This window comes from Salmonirosea aquatica (genome assembly GCF_009296315.1).
Classification (GTDB): domain Bacteria; phylum Bacteroidota; class Bacteroidia; order Cytophagales; family Spirosomataceae; genus Salmonirosea; species Salmonirosea aquatica.
Genome location: NZ_WHLY01000002.1, coordinates 5163337 through 5181444 on the forward strand (window position 1 = coordinate 5163337; position 18108 = coordinate 5181444).

At 51.7% G+C, this 18108-nt stretch carries 11 protein-coding genes and 1 pseudogene; all 12 read right to left on the reverse strand.

Annotated features, from left to right (window positions below; all coding sequences use genetic code 11):
• Positions 1-5: 5 nt before the first annotated feature.
• The gene (locus tag GBK04_RS22330; RefSeq protein WP_373331225.1) at positions 6-1487 is read right to left on the reverse strand and encodes a RagB/SusD family nutrient uptake outer membrane protein; all 1482 of its coding nucleotides are present in this window, start codon (positions 1485-1487) and stop codon (positions 6-8) included.
• A 47-nt stretch (positions 1488-1534) separates the two neighbouring features.
• Positions 1535-4945 (reverse strand): SusC/RagA family TonB-linked outer membrane protein, encoded by a 3411-nt coding sequence (locus tag GBK04_RS22335; RefSeq protein ID WP_373331226.1) that lies wholly within the window; start codon positions 4943-4945, stop codon positions 1535-1537.
• A 35-nt stretch (positions 4946-4980) separates the two neighbouring features.
• The gene (locus GBK04_RS22340) at positions 4981-5985 is read right to left on the reverse strand and encodes a FecR family protein (RefSeq protein WP_152763536.1); all 1005 of its coding nucleotides are present in this window, start codon (positions 5983-5985) and stop codon (positions 4981-4983) included.
• 45 nt (positions 5986-6030) lie between these two features.
• Entirely contained in the window at positions 6031-6507 is a 477-nt protein-coding gene (locus GBK04_RS22345; protein WP_373331481.1) for a sigma-70 family RNA polymerase sigma factor, read from the reverse strand.
• The gene (locus tag GBK04_RS22350; protein WP_152763540.1) at positions 6426-6647 is read right to left on the reverse strand and encodes an RNA polymerase sigma factor; all 222 of its coding nucleotides are present in this window, start codon (positions 6645-6647) and stop codon (positions 6426-6428) included. Before GBK04_RS22350 ends, GBK04_RS22345 begins: the two co-directional genes overlap by 82 nt.
• A 332-nt stretch (positions 6648-6979) precedes the next feature.
• The gene (locus GBK04_RS22355; RefSeq protein ID WP_152763542.1) at positions 6980-8326 is read right to left on the reverse strand and encodes a Gfo/Idh/MocA family protein; all 1347 of its coding nucleotides are present in this window, start codon (positions 8324-8326) and stop codon (positions 6980-6982) included.
• 9 nt (positions 8327-8335) lie between these two features.
• Positions 8336-9057, reverse strand: a pseudogene (locus tag GBK04_RS22360) (3-keto-disaccharide hydrolase).
• Positions 9057-10571, reverse strand: a complete 1515-nt coding sequence (locus GBK04_RS22365; RefSeq protein ID WP_152763544.1) for a RagB/SusD family nutrient uptake outer membrane protein — start codon at positions 10569-10571, stop codon at positions 9057-9059. The pseudogene GBK04_RS22360 and the gene GBK04_RS22365 overlap by 1 nt, the downstream one beginning before the upstream one ends.
• Before the next feature lie 19 nt (positions 10572-10590).
• Positions 10591-14007: a TonB-dependent receptor gene (locus tag GBK04_RS22370; protein WP_373331227.1), complete on the reverse strand. Its 3417-nt coding sequence runs from the start codon at positions 14005-14007 to the stop codon at positions 10591-10593.
• 282 nt (positions 14008-14289) lie between these two features.
• Positions 14290-15369 carry a FecR family protein gene (locus GBK04_RS22375; RefSeq protein ID WP_152763548.1) on the reverse strand — a complete coding sequence of 360 codons (1080 nt, stop codon included), beginning with the start codon at positions 15367-15369 and terminating at the stop codon, positions 14290-14292.
• A 45-nt stretch (positions 15370-15414) separates the two neighbouring features.
• Positions 15415-16008 carry an RNA polymerase sigma factor gene (locus tag GBK04_RS22380; RefSeq protein WP_373331228.1) on the reverse strand — a complete coding sequence of 198 codons (594 nt, stop codon included), beginning with the start codon at positions 16006-16008 and terminating at the stop codon, positions 15415-15417.
• A 224-nt stretch (positions 16009-16232) separates the two neighbouring features.
• Complete coding sequence (locus tag GBK04_RS22385; protein ID WP_152763550.1) at positions 16233-17960, reverse strand: GMC oxidoreductase; 1728 nt, start codon at positions 17958-17960, stop codon at positions 16233-16235.
• Positions 17961-18108: the final 148 nt, after the last annotated feature.

The window sequence follows — 18108 nt, forward strand, 5'->3', positions numbered from 1 at the left end:
AATGTTTAATAGCCCGGATTTTGATCCGTAGCCGGGTCCAGGGCTTCATTGAAATTCAGTTCCGATACCGGGATGGGCCAAAGCAAATGCTTGTCGGCTACGTCGATTCCCTTGACGGCTTTGATCGCTTCCTTTACTTTGCCAATCCGTTTCAGATCGAGGTAGCGCTTACCCAGATATAAAAATTCGTAAGCCCGCTCCTGAATCACCCGATCGATAAAAGTGGCAGCTGTATAATCGGCTACCTTGAAATCTACCGTGGAAGGGCTGGCAGGTACTTTGCCGTAGGCGCGGCGATGTACCCGGTTGAGCGCTTCCACCGCTTCGGGCGTTACGCTGTTGCCGGCCCGGGCGGCGGCTTCGGCGTAGATGAGCAGTACGTCGTTCAAGCCATACACCGGATCGTCGTTGCCGGCGCCTTGCTGACTGATAGCGTTGGCATCCGCAAACTTGGCGCTGATGAGCGTGTTGGCACCCAATCCAATATTGACTGGCTGCCACAGGGCTTTCCTTATGTCGCCACTGTCCCAGTTTTTATAGAACGATTCGGTCGTGAAACCGTACACCACGTAGGCCCCGCCAAAGTTGAATAGATTGGTGCTGGGATGATTGGTGATCCAGAGCATGTAGTTGCCCTGATTGACCTGCCGGGTGTATTTCAGATAAAAAATTTCCTCGGAGGTACTCACCAATTCGGGACCGAACACCTTGGTTTGAAAGTCGCTGACCGATTGAACGGGTACCAGCGAAAATTTATTGCTTTTGATTACTTCGTCGGCTTTGTCGCGCGCTTCGGCGTACTGGCCGAGGGTCAGGTACACATCAGCCAGCAGGGTTTTGGCTGCCCATTTCGACGGTTTTCCTACCCTGGAAGCTTGGTCGGGTAGTTTCTGTTCGGCTTCCAGCAGGTCGGCGACGATGAGGGTATATACCTCCTCGGGGGGACTTTTCCTTAGGTCGTTCTGGGTCATGTTGGCCTCGGTGCGCAAAGGTACCCCCGCCCAGTTGCGTACCAGCTGTAAGTAGTTGAAGGCCCGCAGAAACTTAGCTTCGCCCACATTCTTATCAATATTGGCCTGACTGATCGAGGTACCATTCGGCGCGTTGGCAATCACCAGGTTGGCGTTGCGGATGCTTAGGTAAAAGGCGTTCCAAAGGCCCGCCACGCGGGTGATATTGGCATCGTTCAGGCCCTTGTGCTCGTGCAGGGGCGTCCAGCTGCCCCGGCCGTAGGCGTAGTCGGCCTGGCATTCCAGCGTGGTTTCGTACACGGTATAGTTGGTACCCCGCAGCGGAATATAGACGGCATTCACGGCGGCTTCGACTTCTTCGGCGGTATTGAAGAAATTTTCGACCACGATGAATTTAGGATTCTCTTCGAGAGCGTCTTCGCAGGCACCCAGCGAAACCAGCAGGGTTAGGCAAAGCAGAATTTTTCCTGGATTCAACATTGAAAGTCGGCGGCGGTATATTTTTGATGTTTTCATGATTTTCTGAATTTGGAATGATTAATCGAGCGGCAGGAAAGGGTACTTTAGAATCCAACGCGTAGTCCGACGGTAGTTGATTTGGCCGTCGGGTAGCTGTTCCAATCCAGTCCCTGTGATGTAGAATTGGCCCCGCCGCGTGAATTCACCTCCGGGTCCCACCAGGAGTAGTTGGTAAAGGTCAGCAGGTTCTGCCCGCTCACGTAAATTTGGGCACTTCGCAGCCAGGCAATGCCCCATTTCTCGACCGGAGCGTTGTAGGCCAGTTGAATATTCCGCAGCCGCAGGTAGGAACCATCCTCCACGAAGCGGTCGGACACGCGGGCGTTAGTATTGCGGCTGATCAGGGGGTACTTTGAGTTGGGATTTTCGGGCGTCCAGCTATTCAGAAAAACGTCGCGGGTCATGTTGAGGCCGAAACCGTGGTCCATGGTATTCACAATGGAACTTACGTTGAGTAGGTCGTTGCCCTGTACCCCCTGCACAAACAGCGTCAGGTCGAAGCCTTTGTACGACATCGAAGAATTGAGCCCGTAGATAAATTTTGGATTGGGATTCCCGATGAAGGTTTTGTCGTTCTGATTGATGGTACCGTTGCCGTCCAGATCCTGATAGGTGATACGTCCCTGCTCATTGTATCCTTCTTCAAGGTACCCCCAAAAACTCCCGATGGGATGGCCTTCCCGCAGAATGCTGGTTACGTCATTAATTACCACCACCCCGACATTGCCGCCGAGAATATCTTCACCCCCATAAAGCTTCACCACTTTGTTACGATTGATCGAAAGGTTGGCGTTGAGGTTCCACTTGAAAGCTCCGGTCAGCACACGGCCGTCCACCCCAAGTTCAAATCCTTTATTCTGTACCTGCCCGATGTTCTGGAAAGTGGAGGTGAAGCCCAGGGAAGAGGGCAGAATCACGGTGTTCAGCAGGTCGCGGGTATTCTTGATATAGTAGTCGGCCGTAAACAGCAACCGATTTTTGAACAGCCCCAGGTCGACGCCAAAATCGAGCTGTTCGGTGGTTTCCCATTTCAGATTACCGGGTAGCCGGGTACCTGGCGAGAAGGCGGTGTACATGGCATCGTCAAACACCGTCCGGTTGGCGTTGAGCTCGTTGAGGGTAGCGTAAGCGGCGATGGCCTGACTACCCGTCAGCCCCCAACTGGCGCGTACTTTCAGTTCGGAGATATCAGGGCTGTTTTTCAGGAAGTCTTCGTTGGCCACTTTCCAGGCCACGGCTGCCGAGGGAAAGTACCCCCATTTGTTGCCGGGACTATACCGCGACGAGCCGTCGCGGCGGATGCTGGCCGTCAAAAGGTACCTATCGGCATAACTATAATTGGCCCGCCCCAGATACGAAACCAGTACCGATTTGGCATAGCCCGACGACGGGATGCCGGGCGTGATGGCCGATCCGAGATCGAAACTTTCGGTGATGTCGCTCAGGAAACCGTTGCCACTTCCGCCCAGGGTTTTGGTGGTGAAATCCTGGTAGGTAAAACCCGCCACCGCCGAAAAACTATGCAACTGGTTGAACGTCTTGGTATAGCTAACCGTGTTTTCATTGAGCAGGCTCGTAAACTGATAAGAGCTGACGCTAGCACGGCCCGGTGAGTTGAAAAAATTTCGGGTCGTGTAGTTGTCCGTGCGGTCGTCCTGGTTTTCGATACCACCCGCTATTTTTATCGTCAGTTCAGGAATGGGATTGAATATTAAAGCGGCGTTGGTCAGGATGCGGTTGGCATTGATTTGCTCACTTTGTTCATTGATGAAATTCAGCGGGTTGATCAGGTCCGTGGCTACGAAAGGGTAGGCAATGGCCAGTCTCGTATAGGTACCATCCTCGTTATAGGGAGAAAGGGTGGGGGGAGCTGAGAGCGCCGCCGAAATCATGGAATTTCCCCGTGAGCCGCCCTGGCTATCCCGACGATCGGTTTTCAAACGGGATAAGGTATTAGAGAGCGTCACGCTGAATTTCTTGCTCACCTGATGATTGATGTTGGTACGCAGGGAATATCGATTGTAATCGCTGCCTTTGATGATCCCTTCCTGCCCGAAGTAGCTGCCCGATACCGAAAACTGGGTTTTGTCGTTTCCGCCGTTGATGTTCAGCGAAGTGGTTTTCATGGGTGCCTTCTGAAAAATCAGATCCTGCCAGTCGAAGCCTTCTCCGAAAGCATTGACCTGATCCTGCGTAAAATAGGGAGCCAAATTGTCATTGGCCGCCTGCTGGTTATAAAACATAGCGTATTCGCGGCCATTCATCAGGTCCAGCTTTTTGCGCAGCGTTTGCTGACTGTAGCTGGTCTCAAAATCGACCTTTGTGCGTCCCGTTTTGCCTTGTTTGGTTGTGATAATCACTACACCATTGGCACCGCGCGACCCGTAGATGGCGGTCGCTGAGGCATCTTTCAGTACTTCCACACTCTCGATGTCGGCGTTGTTGAGTATAGTTGGGTTACTGCCAAAAATCGGAAAACCATCCACCACGTACAGCGGTTCGTTGCTGCCCTGGATAGAATTGGTACCCCGGATGCGCACGCTAATGCCGCCGCCGGGAGCGCCGGTATTCTGCGTGACCTGGACCCCGGCCGCCCGACCCGAAAGCGCCTGCAACGGATTGGCCGTGGGGAAGCTATTAATTTCTTCGGCTTTCACCTGCGCTACCGAACCGGTCAAATCACTTTTTTTAACGGTACCATAACCGACCACGACCACTTCTTCCAGCGCCTTCGTATCAGTTGCAAGACTTATATTAAGGCGGGTCCGATCACCTACCGCTACTTCCTGGGCCACGTAGCCTACAAAGCTGAAAACCAGCACGGCACTTTGGTCAGGTACTTCGAGAGAAAAAAGCCCCTCCTGATTGGTCGTTGTTCCTCGTTGTGTTCCTTTTATTAAAATGCTCACGCCTGGTAGTTCCAGGCCAGCTTCGTCGGTTACCTTGCCCGTAATGATTTGCTCCAATTGTTTTTGTAATGACGCTACTGGTACATCGGCCGAGGGAGTCTGAAGGGCCACGTTTCCGCTCGGGCGGCTGGAATTCGGAAGAGGCTCGGGTAGGGTTGAGGACTCGTTGGATGATTTCTTTCGTTCATCAACTTTTTTCAGGATTAGATAGGTATTCCGGCGTATCTTTCTATAACGCAGGCCTGTCCCTTCAAGAAGAATCGTTAAGGTTCTTTCAATGGATTGATCGGATTTGGCATTTTTTTTCACAACCTGCTTATCCACCAGCAATCGTTCGTCGAAAATGATATCTACCTGCTCCTGATCCATCAAATCCAGCAATACTGAGCGCAGAGAAATGGACGGTAAGTCCTGCCGGGGCAATTGGCTATTCTGTTGTCGGGCAGAGGCCAGGAGTTGGGGATAGCCTGTCTGCAAAGTCAGGCACAGTGGTACGAAAAGACTCCATCGCAAGGAGCGTTTGATAACTTTAAAAATGTTCCTCATATCAGGAAAGGGATTAGGCTTAAAGAAATAGTAAGTTATTTGACTAAGTACTTTTGGTTGTTACGCGTCTCGATTCTGTAGCCCGTCAACTCCGTAATAATTTCCAGCAGATCCTCGGCCCGCTCAGCCCGAAAGCGCCCCGTAATCTGGTAGGCAGCCAACGAATCGTTTTCCAGCTTGACAGACTCTCCAAACTGGTCGTTAAGCATCATGAGTACTTCGGATAGGGAGTGATGGTCGAACACAAACAGGTGTTTCTGCCAGGCCGCCAACTGGCGGGTGGGCTGATGGGAAATCAGCCGCAGTTGTCGGTCCTTGCCACCAGCCGTATAGGCTACGTCGCCGGGCTGGAGGGTAACTACGGGTTCGCTGCCCTGCCGATTATTCTGCTCAAGGGCGATTTTTCCCGTATGCAAGGCCACCCGAAACCGGTCCTTTCTGGAGCGGACTACGAATTCGGTACCCAGTACTACCACATTGACATCACTGGACGTTTCGACTACGAACCGTTGTTCATTGGTGCGGTGGGTTACTGAAAAGTCGGCCTCTCCGGCCAGTTTGACGATCCGGTCACAATAGGGCAAGAACAAAACCGGGACACGTAATTCGGAGTTGGCATTCAGTGTGGTCTGGCTACCATCGGGCAGCCGGAGGGAAGTGATTTCGCCATTGCCCGTGTGGTACGTAGTATAAAAGAGATTTTCTCGAAGAAGGAAGATCAGTCCGCCAAATAAAAGCAAACTGGCCGCCACCGTCCACCAGCGAAAAATACCTAGCCAGGTACGCGGATTTCTCTCGTAAATCTGGTACGTCGGGGTAGTTTCGATTTGATTCTCCAGTTGCTGAGTCAGGCTAGCCCAGGCACCCTCTGAGTCGCCCAATGCCTGGGGATGTAGTTCCTCCCATTCGATCAACCACTGGTAAAAGGTTTCCTGGTGGGAGGGATCTTCCAGCCACTGTACGATGAGTTTCTGTTGCATGGGCGTGGCGAGCCCTGACCAGTATAAAAATAGCAACTCCCGATTAATGGTCTGATTCATAGGTATAAAAAGGCATTTATAATGTGTTTCAAAGAAGAGAATGTCTTACAGATCATCTATAATGTTTCGCAGTACCCGCAGAGCCCGATAAATATGTACTTCCACCGTTTTGTAGGAGATCGATAATTCCTCGGCAATTTCAGCGTGTGATTTTCCCTCGAATCGGCTCAGCATAAATACCCGCTGGCCTTTTGGCGGCAGCGACTTTACCCCCTGCTGAATAGCGAGGTACAATTCATCGAACAGAATCGTGTTTTCAGCCGAAGGAGACTGGAAAGCCAATTTCTGGGCTTCCGAATCGTCCAGCGATTCATGTTTGAATTCCCGGCGCAAGTGCGCCAGAGCGGCATAGCGAACTGACGTCAATAAATAAAGGCGGTAAGAAGACGTAACCTTGAGATAGATTTCTTTCTGCCAAAAATTCAGAAAGACTTCGCTTACTACATCCCCGCTAGATCGGGGGAGTACAGTATGCGGGTGGCGTGGCTGTATAAAGGCTGATAATAACGCCGGAATAACAATTCAAAGCCGGCCCGGGGATCCTGCTCGAAAGCCTGCCGGATAAATGTTTCCCTGTCATCGAATTGGCTGTTCGTCGGTTTTCCCGGATCGCCAAAAGGCGACGGTTCGGGTTGTATTTCTTCGTTGTTGGGTAGGGACATAAAAAGAAAAGTGGAAGAAGTCTTTCCCTTACAGGAGACTTTTGAAGAAGGAATCACTTACTCGATATGATGATTTTTTCAGAATTAGTATAAAATTTCGGGTTTATTGTCTGAAAAGTCAGTTAATGAGTCTGAAATGATAGCTATCAAAATAAAAAACACGCGCTGGGTTATCCCAACGCGTGTTGCAAAGCCAACCCATAAGGGGCGATTTTAAACTACCATTTCCAGTACATACAGTACATGATCATATAATAAAAAACATCCGTTGTCTACTTAGCAGACAACGGATACGGTAACTACAATCAAAGGTGTTTTACTCCTGTTGAACTTTATACTTTCGGCTCCCAGCCTTTGGCGTACTCGCGGCTCCAGAGCTTCTGAGCTTCCTTGTCGCCGATGATATGGCCGGTTTTAGGGTCGATATTCAGATCGCGACCCACGCGCCAGGCAATATTGCCCAATTGCATGGCTACTACACTCTTGTAGCCGGTTTCGACGTCGCAGTTGGGGCGGCGGTTGTTGCGAATGGCGTCCGCGAAGTCAGCCACGTGCAGGCTGTCCATGCCCAGGCTGGGACTGGCCAGGTTACGGCCCTGCATTTCGTCCTCTTCCATGACTGATTTAACTTCCTTCACCAGTTTGCCCTCCATATCGTACACCTTGTAGCTGTCGCCACCGGTATCCAGGCTACCATTTTCTCCGTAGAAAATAATGCCCCGGTCCTGGCCCTCGATCTTGCGGCCGTTGGAACTGCGCGACTCCCACATCAGGGAGATGCGACCGGGGTAGTCCATGATCACGATCTGCGTATCGGGTGTTTGCCAGTCGTCTTTGAACTCATAACGACCACCCACCGAGCTTACCCGCGTAGGGTAGTCCACGTTCAAGCCCCAGCGAGCCACATCGACCTCGTGGGTACCATTGTTGAGCGCTTCACCGGTGCCCCAGTTCCAGAACCAGTGCCAGTTGTAGTGAATCAGGTTGTCCTGATACGCCGTACGAGGGGCCGGGCCTTGCCACAGTTCGTAGTCCAGCCACTCGGGTACCGGGGCGGGCTTGAGTACGGTAGCCTTGCGGTTGTTGGTGTACCAGGTTTTGGCCAGATATACACGACCAATAATCCCTTGGTGCAATTGCTGAATACCCTGCGTCAGGACGGGAGCCGAGCGGCGCTGAGCTCCCATTTGGACTACTTTATTGTACTTACGGGCGGCTTCTATGGCTAGTTCGCCCTCGCGGGGATTATGACTCACGGGTTTTTCCACGTACACATGCTTGTCGGCCTGGCAGCCCATGATGGCGAGTGGGGCGTGCCAGTGGTCGGGCGTGGCGATGTAGATGGCATCGATGGATTTGTCTTCCATTACCTTGCGGCAATCGCCCTGCGAAGTAGGCGTCAGTTTTTGCCCCGCCTTCTGAATGGTTTGGATGGCTTTAGGGATGGCCCGCGAATCCACATCGCAGACGGTACCTACCTCCACATTTTTAGTTTTAGCGAACGTTGCGCCCATGCCGTTGCCCCGGCTGTTGACGCCGATGGTAGCTACCCGTAGTAATTCATTAGCTCCAATGATTCGATTGTAGCTTTTGGGACTGAATGCGTAAGCCGAGCTGCCAATGGCCATTCCTACGGAGCCTGCTGCTATATTTTTGATAAAATCACGTCTCTTTTGCATACCGTATTTTTATAGGGGTTTGATTTTTATATTTCTGAAAGCCACTTCCGCTCCGTGCTCCTGTAGCAGAATATGGCCCTTGGGTACCGTTCCAAAGGCCGGTACCGCATCTTTGAATTTGCTGTAGCTCACGGCTTTGGTGTATTCAGGGGTACCTCGGGTAAATTCCAAGATTTTTACTCCGTTCAGCCAGTGCTCCACCTTTTTGCCCTGAGCCAGAATCCTGACGCTGTTCCACTGGCCGGGGGCGTTCATCTTTTTCAGGGAGGCATTGGGAGGCATTACATCATAAAAGGAACCCGTCAGGTGATTCTCCTTCTTGTTGTCTTCGGCGAGCTTGTCGTCAAGAAGCTGATACTCGATGCCCAGATTGCCCCCTTCTCGTAGGTAGTATAAAAGTACTTGACCCCGCTATTGCCTTCGACTTCAAGGTTATAGTCGAACATCAGGTCGAAATCACCATACTGATTCTGGCTGACGATATCTCCCCCCTTACCTTCTTTCAGGGCCGTAAGGGTACCTTCCTTCACAGCCCAACCCGAGGGTACGGCGGCACCTTTGGGGGTACTCCATCCCTGCGTGCTGGTGCCGTCAAAAAGCAGTTGCCAGCCGTCGCGTTTTTCTTTGGGAGTGAGGGTATTGGCTTTTTGGGAAAAAGCCGAAGAGGACAGTCCGAGGACCGCCGCCAGGCATCCCAGTGTAAATAGCCTACTCGTTGGTTTCATACGCATCAGTAGCCGGGATTTTGTTTGATTTTATCGGGATTGGACTGAATCACCTGCAAAGGAATTGGGAACAGTAGCATGTTGTCATTCCAGGCCGAAGGACTGAAGCCATTCTGCACCTGTTGTTCCTGGATCATCACGGGTTTGGCGCGCTCCGTGCGTACCAGATCAAACCAGCGGTGGTTTTCAAAGGCCAGCTCCACCCGGCGCTCCTTTTCGATCGCCAGCAAAAAGGCATCATCCGAGCTAAAAGGAGCATAATCGGGCAGGACAGAAGCCGAGCCACCCGTACTGTTCCGGGCCCTTTGCCGAATCTTGTTCAGGTAGGTCAGGGCTACGTCCAGTTGCTTTTTTTGACGCACCAGTGCTTCGGCGTACAGCAGGTAGATATCTGCTAGACGTAGTTCGATCCAGTTGTTATTGTTATCCGAGCCACTGAACGACACATCGTAATATTTCTTGACGTACTTCTCGTTCACGGTTACGCCCCCTGGTACTGATACATACCCATCGCTCATGGAGATGGCCTTGCGCGGATCACCGGTTTCGTAGGCATTGGACATAGAGGGCGTGGGAGCATTGAAGCCACTCTTGTCGCCTACCAGTACTACCTCCTTGTTGGAGAAGCGAGGGGCGAAATCGTTGTTCCAGGGGCTGCCCGTGCCGGTACCGCCTTTTTTGTATTGTACTTCAAAAAGTGATTCAGGACCGTTTTTCTGATTGGGATCAAAAAGCGCTTTATAATCAGGCACCAGGGAGTACTGCGGACTATTGATCACTTCCAGGGCTTTGGCTTCGGCCAGGGCGTAGTAGGGAGCTCCTTTTTTCAGGGGGTACCCGGCCATGGTCATGTATACTTTGGCCAGCAGGCCCTTGGCTCCTCCGACGGTCACGCGGCCCTTATTGACCGCCGCATAGCTGGCGGGCAGATTGGCTTCCGCAAATTTCAGATCCTCCACGATGAAATCATAGATTTCCTGGGTAGGAGTACGGCCCAGCGTGTAGGCTTCTTTGACCGAAAGCTCGTGATCCACCTTAGGTACATCGCCATAGATGCGTACCAGGTAGAAATAGGTCAACGCCCGGATGAAGCGGGCTTCGGCTTTGTACTGTTCTTTCAGCTTGGGATCTGTAAATGGAACATCTTCGATTTTGTCCAGCACAATATTGCTACGCAGGATAGTATTGTAGGCGTTATTCCAGAGGTTGGTGACAAACGAATTATCCGAGAGTAGCACATCTCCGAAGTTGTCAATGGAGGTCATGTCTTTGGAATTGCCCGGTACCCACGAAAATGTGGTGTTGTCCGAGCGTACTTCCCCTACATAGATATAGAGCTGATTGTACAGGGCCTGCAATGAAGCGTAGGGCGACATGACCGCTTGGTTCATGTCTTGTTCGGTCTTATAGAAAGTCCCCGCGTTCATTTCCGAAATGGGCTGAAGATTGATAAAATCCTCTTTGCACGAAAAAGAAGCGGCGATTAGCAAGGTGAATAGGATCGTTTTTTTTATTTTCAAAAGAATTAAAAGGGGGTACTTAAAACGTTACGTTGAGGCCTACGATGATGGTACGGGCGGCGGGGTAGCCCAGGTAGTCACCCCCGCGCGACAGGCCATCGCCCTGGCTGCTGGTTTCCGGATCGAAGCCGGGGTACTTCGTGAAGGTGTATAGGTTTTGGCCCGTCACGTAAGCACGGAGCCCACTGATACGCGCTTTTTGAATCAGAGTAGTCGGGAATGTGTAGCCAAGCGAGACGTTACGTATGCGTAGAAAGGAACCGTTTTCCACCCAGTAGCTCGACGGTTCCTTCTGCAAACCCTTGGGGTCGCGGTTAGCACGTAGGATCTGGCCCGAACCGGGGTCTTCCTCTGAGCGCCAGCGGTCGTTCAGCTTGTCGAGGCCGTTGCGATCGCCGTGATAGATTCCGATCATGCGGTTGAAAAAGCTGAACAGCTGAGCTCCCTGTGATCCAGTCAACTGTACATTCAGGTCGAAATTGTTATATGAGAAATCATTACTGAACCCATAGATAAATTTGGGCTGGTTGTTGCCCAGGTAGGTTTTGTCGCTGGCGTTGATCATCCCATCGCCATTGATATCGATATACCGTGGATCGCCGGGATGGTCGTTGGCCAGGTGCGGAGCGGCATCCAGCTCGGCCTGGTTCATAAAGACCCCATCGTAGAGATAGCCATAAAACGTGGCAATGGGACGTCCAATGGTGGTAATGAAGGTGTTGTTGGCATTGGGTGCTCCGGCATAAATGGGCCGCTCGTCGGGCCCCAGCGCCAGTACCTTGTTGCGGTTGAAAGAGATATTGAAATCCGTCGACCATTTGAATCGTTCCACTGTATTGCGGGTCCGCACCAGAAACTCCATGCCCTTGTTTTCCACCTGACCAATGTTTTGAAGTTGGGAAGCGTAGCCCGTTAGGGTAGGTACGGGTACATTTAGGAGCAAGTCCACCGAGCGGCTGTTATACACATCGGCTTCCAGGTGGATGCGCTCGTTGAGCAAGCCCAGATCCATGCCCAGGTTCCATTGGCGGGTTTTTTCCCAGCCCAGATCGGGATTGGGATAGTTGATGGGATTGACCGCGTTGACCAGGTTGTTATTCAGGGAGTAATAGCTGATGCTGGTGCGGGCGATGGCGTCGTAGTTGCCAATGCGATTATTACCCACCAATCCCCAGCTGGCGCGGAGCTTCAGGTCGCTGACGGCCCGGATATTCTGCATGAAAGGCTCCGCGCTGATACGCCACCCGGCCGAGGCCGAAGGAAAGGTACCCCACTTATTGTTGGCTCCGAAACGCGACGAGCCGTCCGTCCGGATACTGGCCGAAAACAGGTACTTGTCGTCAAAGGAGTAGTTGACCCGTCCCAGATACGAAATCAGCGAATTCTGATATTCGGTGTTGGTGCCTCCTACGATCTGTCCGGCGCTGAGCGTGCGCACGACATCATTCGGGAAATTCTGCGCCCGAATCTGAGCGTACTCCCCGGATGACTTCTGCGTAGTATAACCCACCAGGACATTGAAGTTATTCTTCTGAATGGTTTTGTTGTAGTTCAGCGTTTGCTCGATCAGCCAGTCCTTGTCGAGCCAGGTTTCGTTGCGGGCATCGGCGGTTTTGGGAGCCCGCGAACCATCAGTGTCTACAAAGGATGGACGGTAGTATTTAAGACGCCGGTTTTCGAGGGTACCATTCAGACTGATCTTGTATTGTAGGCCGTCTATGATGTTGTATTGAGCATAGGCCGAGGCAATGATACCATTGCGATTCATGAAGTTGGTAATATTCTCGGCAATACCCACGGGGTTAGCTACGTCGCCGGCCCAGATTTCGGAATTCCGAACCTGCGAGCCATAGGTACCGTCGGCATTGCGAAGCGGATAAATGGGCGGAAGGTAGAGAGCATAGGAAAGGGGGCTATCCTTGCCGTTGTCCACCTGATTGTTTTCGGAAAAGTACCCGCTGATCGATACGCCGACTTCCAGCTTTGAGGTGACGTTGGAAGTCAGGTTGGTACGCAGATTATACCGTTTGTAATCACTGTTGATCTGGATCCCTTTCTGATCGGTATATCCCGCCGAGACAGCATACCGGGTTTTGTCAGCCCCGCCCGTTACCGATAGTTCGTGGCGCTGGGTGGGCGCGTTGCGAAAAATCTGATCCTGCCAGTTGATGTCGGCAAAATTGCTGGGATTGTTAAAGCTTTCGGGAATGATGTAAAAACTGGAATTGGTGTACTTGCTCCGGATGTCGTTGCCATCGGTGATCGAGTGGGGAGCATCGCCGGGCAGGGGGGCGCGGTCGAGCCACGCCTGGTTGTGGCCGTCCTTGAAAAATTCGAGGTATTCAGCCGTATTCATCATGTCGATTTGACGAGCCACCTGTTGGACCCCGAAGAAGGTATTGAACGATACCGTGGGGGTACCTACCTTGCCTTTTTTGGTGGTCACAATGATGACCCCATTGGAGCCCCGTGACCCGTAAATTGCCGTGGAAGAGGCATCTTTCAATACCTGGATACTCTCGATGTCCGAAGGGTTTACCAATGAAAAAGCACTGCTCTCCATGGGGTAGCCGTCAATCACATACAGGGGCGAGCTACCGGCTGTGATGGAGCCCGTACCCCGTACCCTGATTGTAAGTCCCTCACCACCGGGTGCGCCATTGGTTTGCTGAACCTGTACACCGGCCATTTGTCCTACCAGTGCTTCTCCATAAGAAACCGCCGCCTTGTTCTTCAACTTATCTGCCGATATGGTAGCGATAGCGCCCGTTAGGTCGGCTTTCTTTTGTACGCCGTAGCCTACCACTACCACTTCATTGAGGGCCTTGCTCTCAGGTACCATCGCTAATTGCAACGTAGACTGATTACCTACTGCTACCTCCTGGCTCACGTACCCTACAAAGCTAAATACGAGCGTAGGGGAACCGGTGTCGGGTATTTCCAATTGAAACTGACCTTCAGCATTGGTCGTGGTACCGCGCTGTGTACCTTTCAACACCACGCTCACGCCCGGTAGCCCCGCGTTGTTTTCATCCGTGACGGTACCTGTCAGCTGGCGATCGACGGGAAGCGTAATGGTTCGTGGCACTATACCAGTAGGCGAAGACTCGGTTTCGGGAATAGGGCTCAAAATAATCTGCTGACCAACTACCTCATAGACAAGATGTAAGGGCTTGGTGATTTTGTCCAATATGGAACTCAGTGCTTCATTCGAAACAACCAGGGTAATCTTCTGATTGGCGGGGATAAGTACAGGGCGGTAGGCAAACCGTACTTTGGTCTGCTTCTCAATGGCCAACAGTACCTGGCGGATTTCCTGATTTTCGATTTTCAGGCTAATCCGCTTTTGTAGCAGTTCTTGAGCCGTGACATTGTGCGCCATGGATACACCCGTAAAAACCACTGCCACAAGATATTGAATCAGTGAGATTTTCATAAGGTGAAAAACTAGGGGTTTGAAACGTACTGTTTTTTTCATTAGGTTTGGTTGTTTTTGTGAATAGATAAGCAAAGGCTCCTCCTGTACCTCTGGAAACAGATGCTTGATGAGTAGGACTATCAAAGGGAGGAAACTGGCATCAGTTGTGCTCGCAACACGACTGGTGCTTTTATTTTACTAGGGGAAGGGGAAAGATTTTTTCATGTTGTGAAAATGTTGAGTTCAGGAACTGTTTAATTTTACTACAAAGAGGTAAAGCCGCCCAAAATCAATTGCCAATCAACAGCCTTTGCTGTATATAATCACCTGGCCATCAATAACTTTATACTCAGCTCCTAGTACCTTGCAGATCACTTTTAGCTTCTGGTATAAGTCTTCTTCGGTCAGATTAACCGTTAACGAACAGTTGCGGAGTAATTCTTCATCAAATACCACATCGATACCGTAGGCTTTTTCCAGCGATTCAAAAACGTGGTGAGCCGAAGCATCTTCAAAGGCAAAAAGATTTTTCTGGCTTTTAGGAATCAGCAGAATAGGTTTTTCAACCAGGGACTTACTGATGGTCGCCTCCGGTCTTTGAAAAACGGCTTTCTGATTGGGAGTAAGTACAACGCCTTCAGCTTCGGGGTCCTGGGTGGGATTGGATTTATCGGCATATACCGATACCCGACCCGACTTGACGGATACGGTAACGTTAGGAGAATACAGGGGTGCCTGAACCTGAAAACTCGTACCTAGTACTTTGGTGATCAGGCCATTGGTATATACCAGAAATGGTTTCTTGGGATTTTTTTGAATGTCGAAAAAAGCCTCGCCTGTGAGGTATACTTCACGGGTAGAACCCGTAAAATCCTTGGGATATTTGAGGCGGCTGTGCTTACTCAGTTGGATTCTGCTGCCGTCTGATAGCTTTAGTAGCATCGTTTTCTCGGCTTCGTTTACCGTATCTATCCACTCATGCTGTTGCTTGGAAGGGTAGGAAGCCAGTCCAGGCTCGTTCGTTGGCCTGTAAGATCGTAACATCCAGCCCAGCGCTAGCAGCAATGCAACGGATGCTGCCAGCTGCCAGAATTGCTGCTTGGAAAGCCAGCGTCCGGGCGATTCCCGCTCTATGGAGGCAAGGGTACCTTCAATGCGGGTCCATACGTGGTTTACCTGGGTAGCCGAAAGCACGTCCTGATGTATCGTCCCCAAGCCTTCTACCAATCTACGGGCTTCTTCCACCTGGTAATACCGCTCAGGATACTCGGCCAGAAACTCCCGCCAGAACGCCTCACTTCGGGGCGTAGGGGTCAATACCCACTCCTTGAAGTAGTCGTCGACGGCAAAGTCTTCGGCGGTGAATTGATAGTAGTCCATTGTGTCGTAGTTGGCTTATGTTCAGGTGGTGGCTATGTCGGAAAATCACAAAAAATCTCTCAAAAAGAGCGCAGCGTACAGACTCAGAATACGGATATTTTCACGTAGTACCTTCAGAGCCGAGTATATGAACTTACAGGCCGACTGGTAGTTGATGCCCATGATACGGGCGATTTCCTCGTTGCTAAAATGGTGTGTAAAACGTAGGTCGATGGCCTGCTGTTGCCGTGGACTCAGGTGGGCATACCCTGCTTTGAGCTGCCGAAGAAGCTGCTCCTCTCCCTCGGTTTTGATCCATTGGGTTTCTATAATTTCGTCTTCGCCTTCCAGGTGATGCATTTGGGCTACGTCGGTGGCCCTATGGAATACATCCTGCTGCTGGGCCCGCTGAATCTTGTTGCGCAACGATCTGAACAGGTAAAACCGAATGGAGTCGGTTTCACTGAGGTTCTCACGGCTCTGCCATAGCTCGATGAAGAGATCATGCAGGCTATCCTCGATAAGCTGTACGTTGCTGGTGATACGGTACCCGTAGCTGACCAGCTCCCGGGCGTGCAGCTCATAAATGCGCTGAAACGCGGTCCGATCGCCCTGCCGGAAAGTATTCCACAAGCTTTTGTTTTGGGTTTTGGATAGCACCGAGTTACAGGATTTATGAATTCAGGTTGGTGGACTTATCAAGCTCTGACCGGCCTTTAGTATACTTATGACAGCAAGTAGCGATTTTAATCCTATTTTTTCTGAAAATTTTTAAAACTGTTGAAGTTTAGGCCAGAAACAATGCTTTTAAAAGAATAGACTCACAAAAAAGCCCACCCTGGTTTATCCGGGGCGGGCCATTCTTCTATTCTGTGGTTTTGTTGTTACAGGTTCTTCTTTTTCATTTCTTCCACGGCGTGGTTGGCCGCCCGGGCCGTGAAGGCCATGTAGGTCAACGACGGATTCTGGGTGGAGGTGGAGGTCATGCTGGCGCCGTCGGTGACGAACACGTTGGGTACCTCATGCAATTGGTGCCATTTGTTGAGCATGGAGGTTTTAGGGTCTTTTCCCATGCGCACTCCGCCCATTTCGTGGATGTCCAGGCCGGGGGCCTGCTTGCTGTCGCTGGTGCGGAGGTTGGTGAAGCCCGCCATCGTAAACATTTCGGTCATTTGCTCCAGATAATCCTTCACCATTTTCTCGTCATTATCGTCGTAAGCGACGTTAATTTTCAACTGGGGCAGACCGTACGGATCTTTCAGGCTAGGGTCAAGCGCCAGGTAGTTGCTCTCCTTGGGAATCGTTTCGCCCATCATGTGCGAACCCACACTCCAGTTGCCCAACTCCGGATGCAACAAGCTTTCTTTCAGGGAAGCCCCCAGTGAATCGCGGTCACTGCCCGATCGGCGATGGGCGCTGAAACCGGCGGCATAACCCCGCAGGAACCGGGACGCCGGACCGCTCGTTTCTTGCTTGTACAGGTTGCGGAAGCGGGGGATGTAGCTGCCGTTGGGCCGCCGACCGTCGGTGGTGGTATCCAAAAAGCCCTCGTATTCGCCCGAAATCCGGGCGCGGTAATTATGGAAGGCGAAGTACCGGCCCAGGGTACCACTGTCGTTGCCGAGGCCGTTCGGGAAACGCGACGAGGTGGAATTGAGCAGAATCAGGTTGGAGTTAATGGCCGCCGCATTCACGAATATCACCCTGGCGTAAAACTCCGTCATCTCCTTGGTGTTGGCGTCGATCACCCGTACCCCCGTTGCCTTCTGCTTCTTCTCATCGTAAATGATCGAATGTACCACCGAGTGGGGCCGCAGGGTCATGTTGCCGGTTTTCATGGCCCAGGGGATTGTTGATGCATTGGCGCTGAAAAAGCCGCCAAACGGACAGCCCCGCTCGCACATGACGCGGTGCTGGCACTTGGCCCGGCCCTGATCGTAGTGAATCTGTTGCGGATCGGTCAGGTGCGCGGCGCGACCAATGATGATATGCCGGTCTTTGTAGGTACCCGCTACTTTTTCCTTGAAATACTTCTCCACGCACGTCATCTCGTGGGGAGCCAGAAATTCGCCATCAGGTAGGGCGTCCAGACCGTCCTTGTTGCCCGTGATACCCGCAAATTTCTCCACGTAGCTGTACCAGGGAGCGATGTCGTCGTAGCCGATGGGCCATTCCACCGCAAAGCCGTCGCGGGCCGGGCCCTCGAAGTCGTACTTGCTCCACCGCTGGGTTTGGCGGGCCCACAGCATCGACTTGCCCCCTACCTGGTAGCCCCTGATCCAGTCGAAGGGTTTCTCCTGCACGTAGGGCTGGTCCTGATCACGGATAAAAAAGTGCGCGGCTGATTCCTTAAAATTATAACATTTGCTCTGAATGGGGTTGGCCTCCACCACCTCCCTGGGCATCCGCTCCCGGTGCTCAAACTCCCAGGGCATTTTATTGGTCGTGGGATAATCTACGTTGTGTTTTACATCGCGGCCGCGTTCGAGCACGAGGGTTTTCAGGCCTTTCTCAGTGAATTCCTTGGCGGCCCAGCCGCCGCTCATGCCCGATCCGATCACGATGGCGTCGTAGGTACGGGCTTTCTGACTATCTATGTTGAAATTTGGCATGTGGGTTGATCTGTGGCGTTAAAATGTTGTTGAACTGTTTTTTGTTTTTTGTCGAAATGGTTTTGATTGAGAATACACTATTCCAAAACAGCCTGGTTGAAGCGAACAACCTACCAGTAAACACAAAACGATTCAACAAAAAACAATT

Excerpts from the sequence above, each read along its gene's own strand:
- GBK04_RS22330 (WP_373331225.1), bottom strand. The coding sequence starts at position 1,487 with ATGAAAACATCAAAAATATACCGCCGCCGACTTTCAATGTTGAATCCA.
- GBK04_RS22335 (WP_373331226.1), bottom strand. The coding sequence starts at position 4,945 with ATGAGGAACATTTTTAAAGTTATCAAACGCTCCTTGCGATGGAGTCTT.
- GBK04_RS22340 (WP_152763536.1), bottom strand. The coding sequence starts at position 5,985 with ATGAATCAGACCATTAATCGGGAGTTGCTATTTTTATACTGGTCAGGG.
- GBK04_RS22350 (WP_152763540.1), bottom strand. The coding sequence starts at position 6,647 with ATGTCCCTACCCAACAACGAAGAAATACAACCCGAACCGTCGCCTTTT.
- GBK04_RS22355 (WP_152763542.1), bottom strand. The coding sequence starts at position 8,326 with ATGCAAAAGAGACGTGATTTTATCAAAAATATAGCAGCAGGCTCCGTA.
- GBK04_RS22370 (WP_373331227.1), bottom strand. The coding sequence starts at position 14,007 with ATGAAAATCTCACTGATTCAATATCTTGTGGCAGTGGTTTTTACGGGT.
- GBK04_RS22375 (WP_152763548.1), bottom strand. The coding sequence starts at position 15,369 with ATGGACTACTATCAATTCACCGCCGAAGACTTTGCCGTCGACGACTAC.
- GBK04_RS22385 (WP_152763550.1), bottom strand. The coding sequence starts at position 17,960 with ATGCCAAATTTCAACATAGATAGTCAGAAAGCCCGTACCTACGACGCC.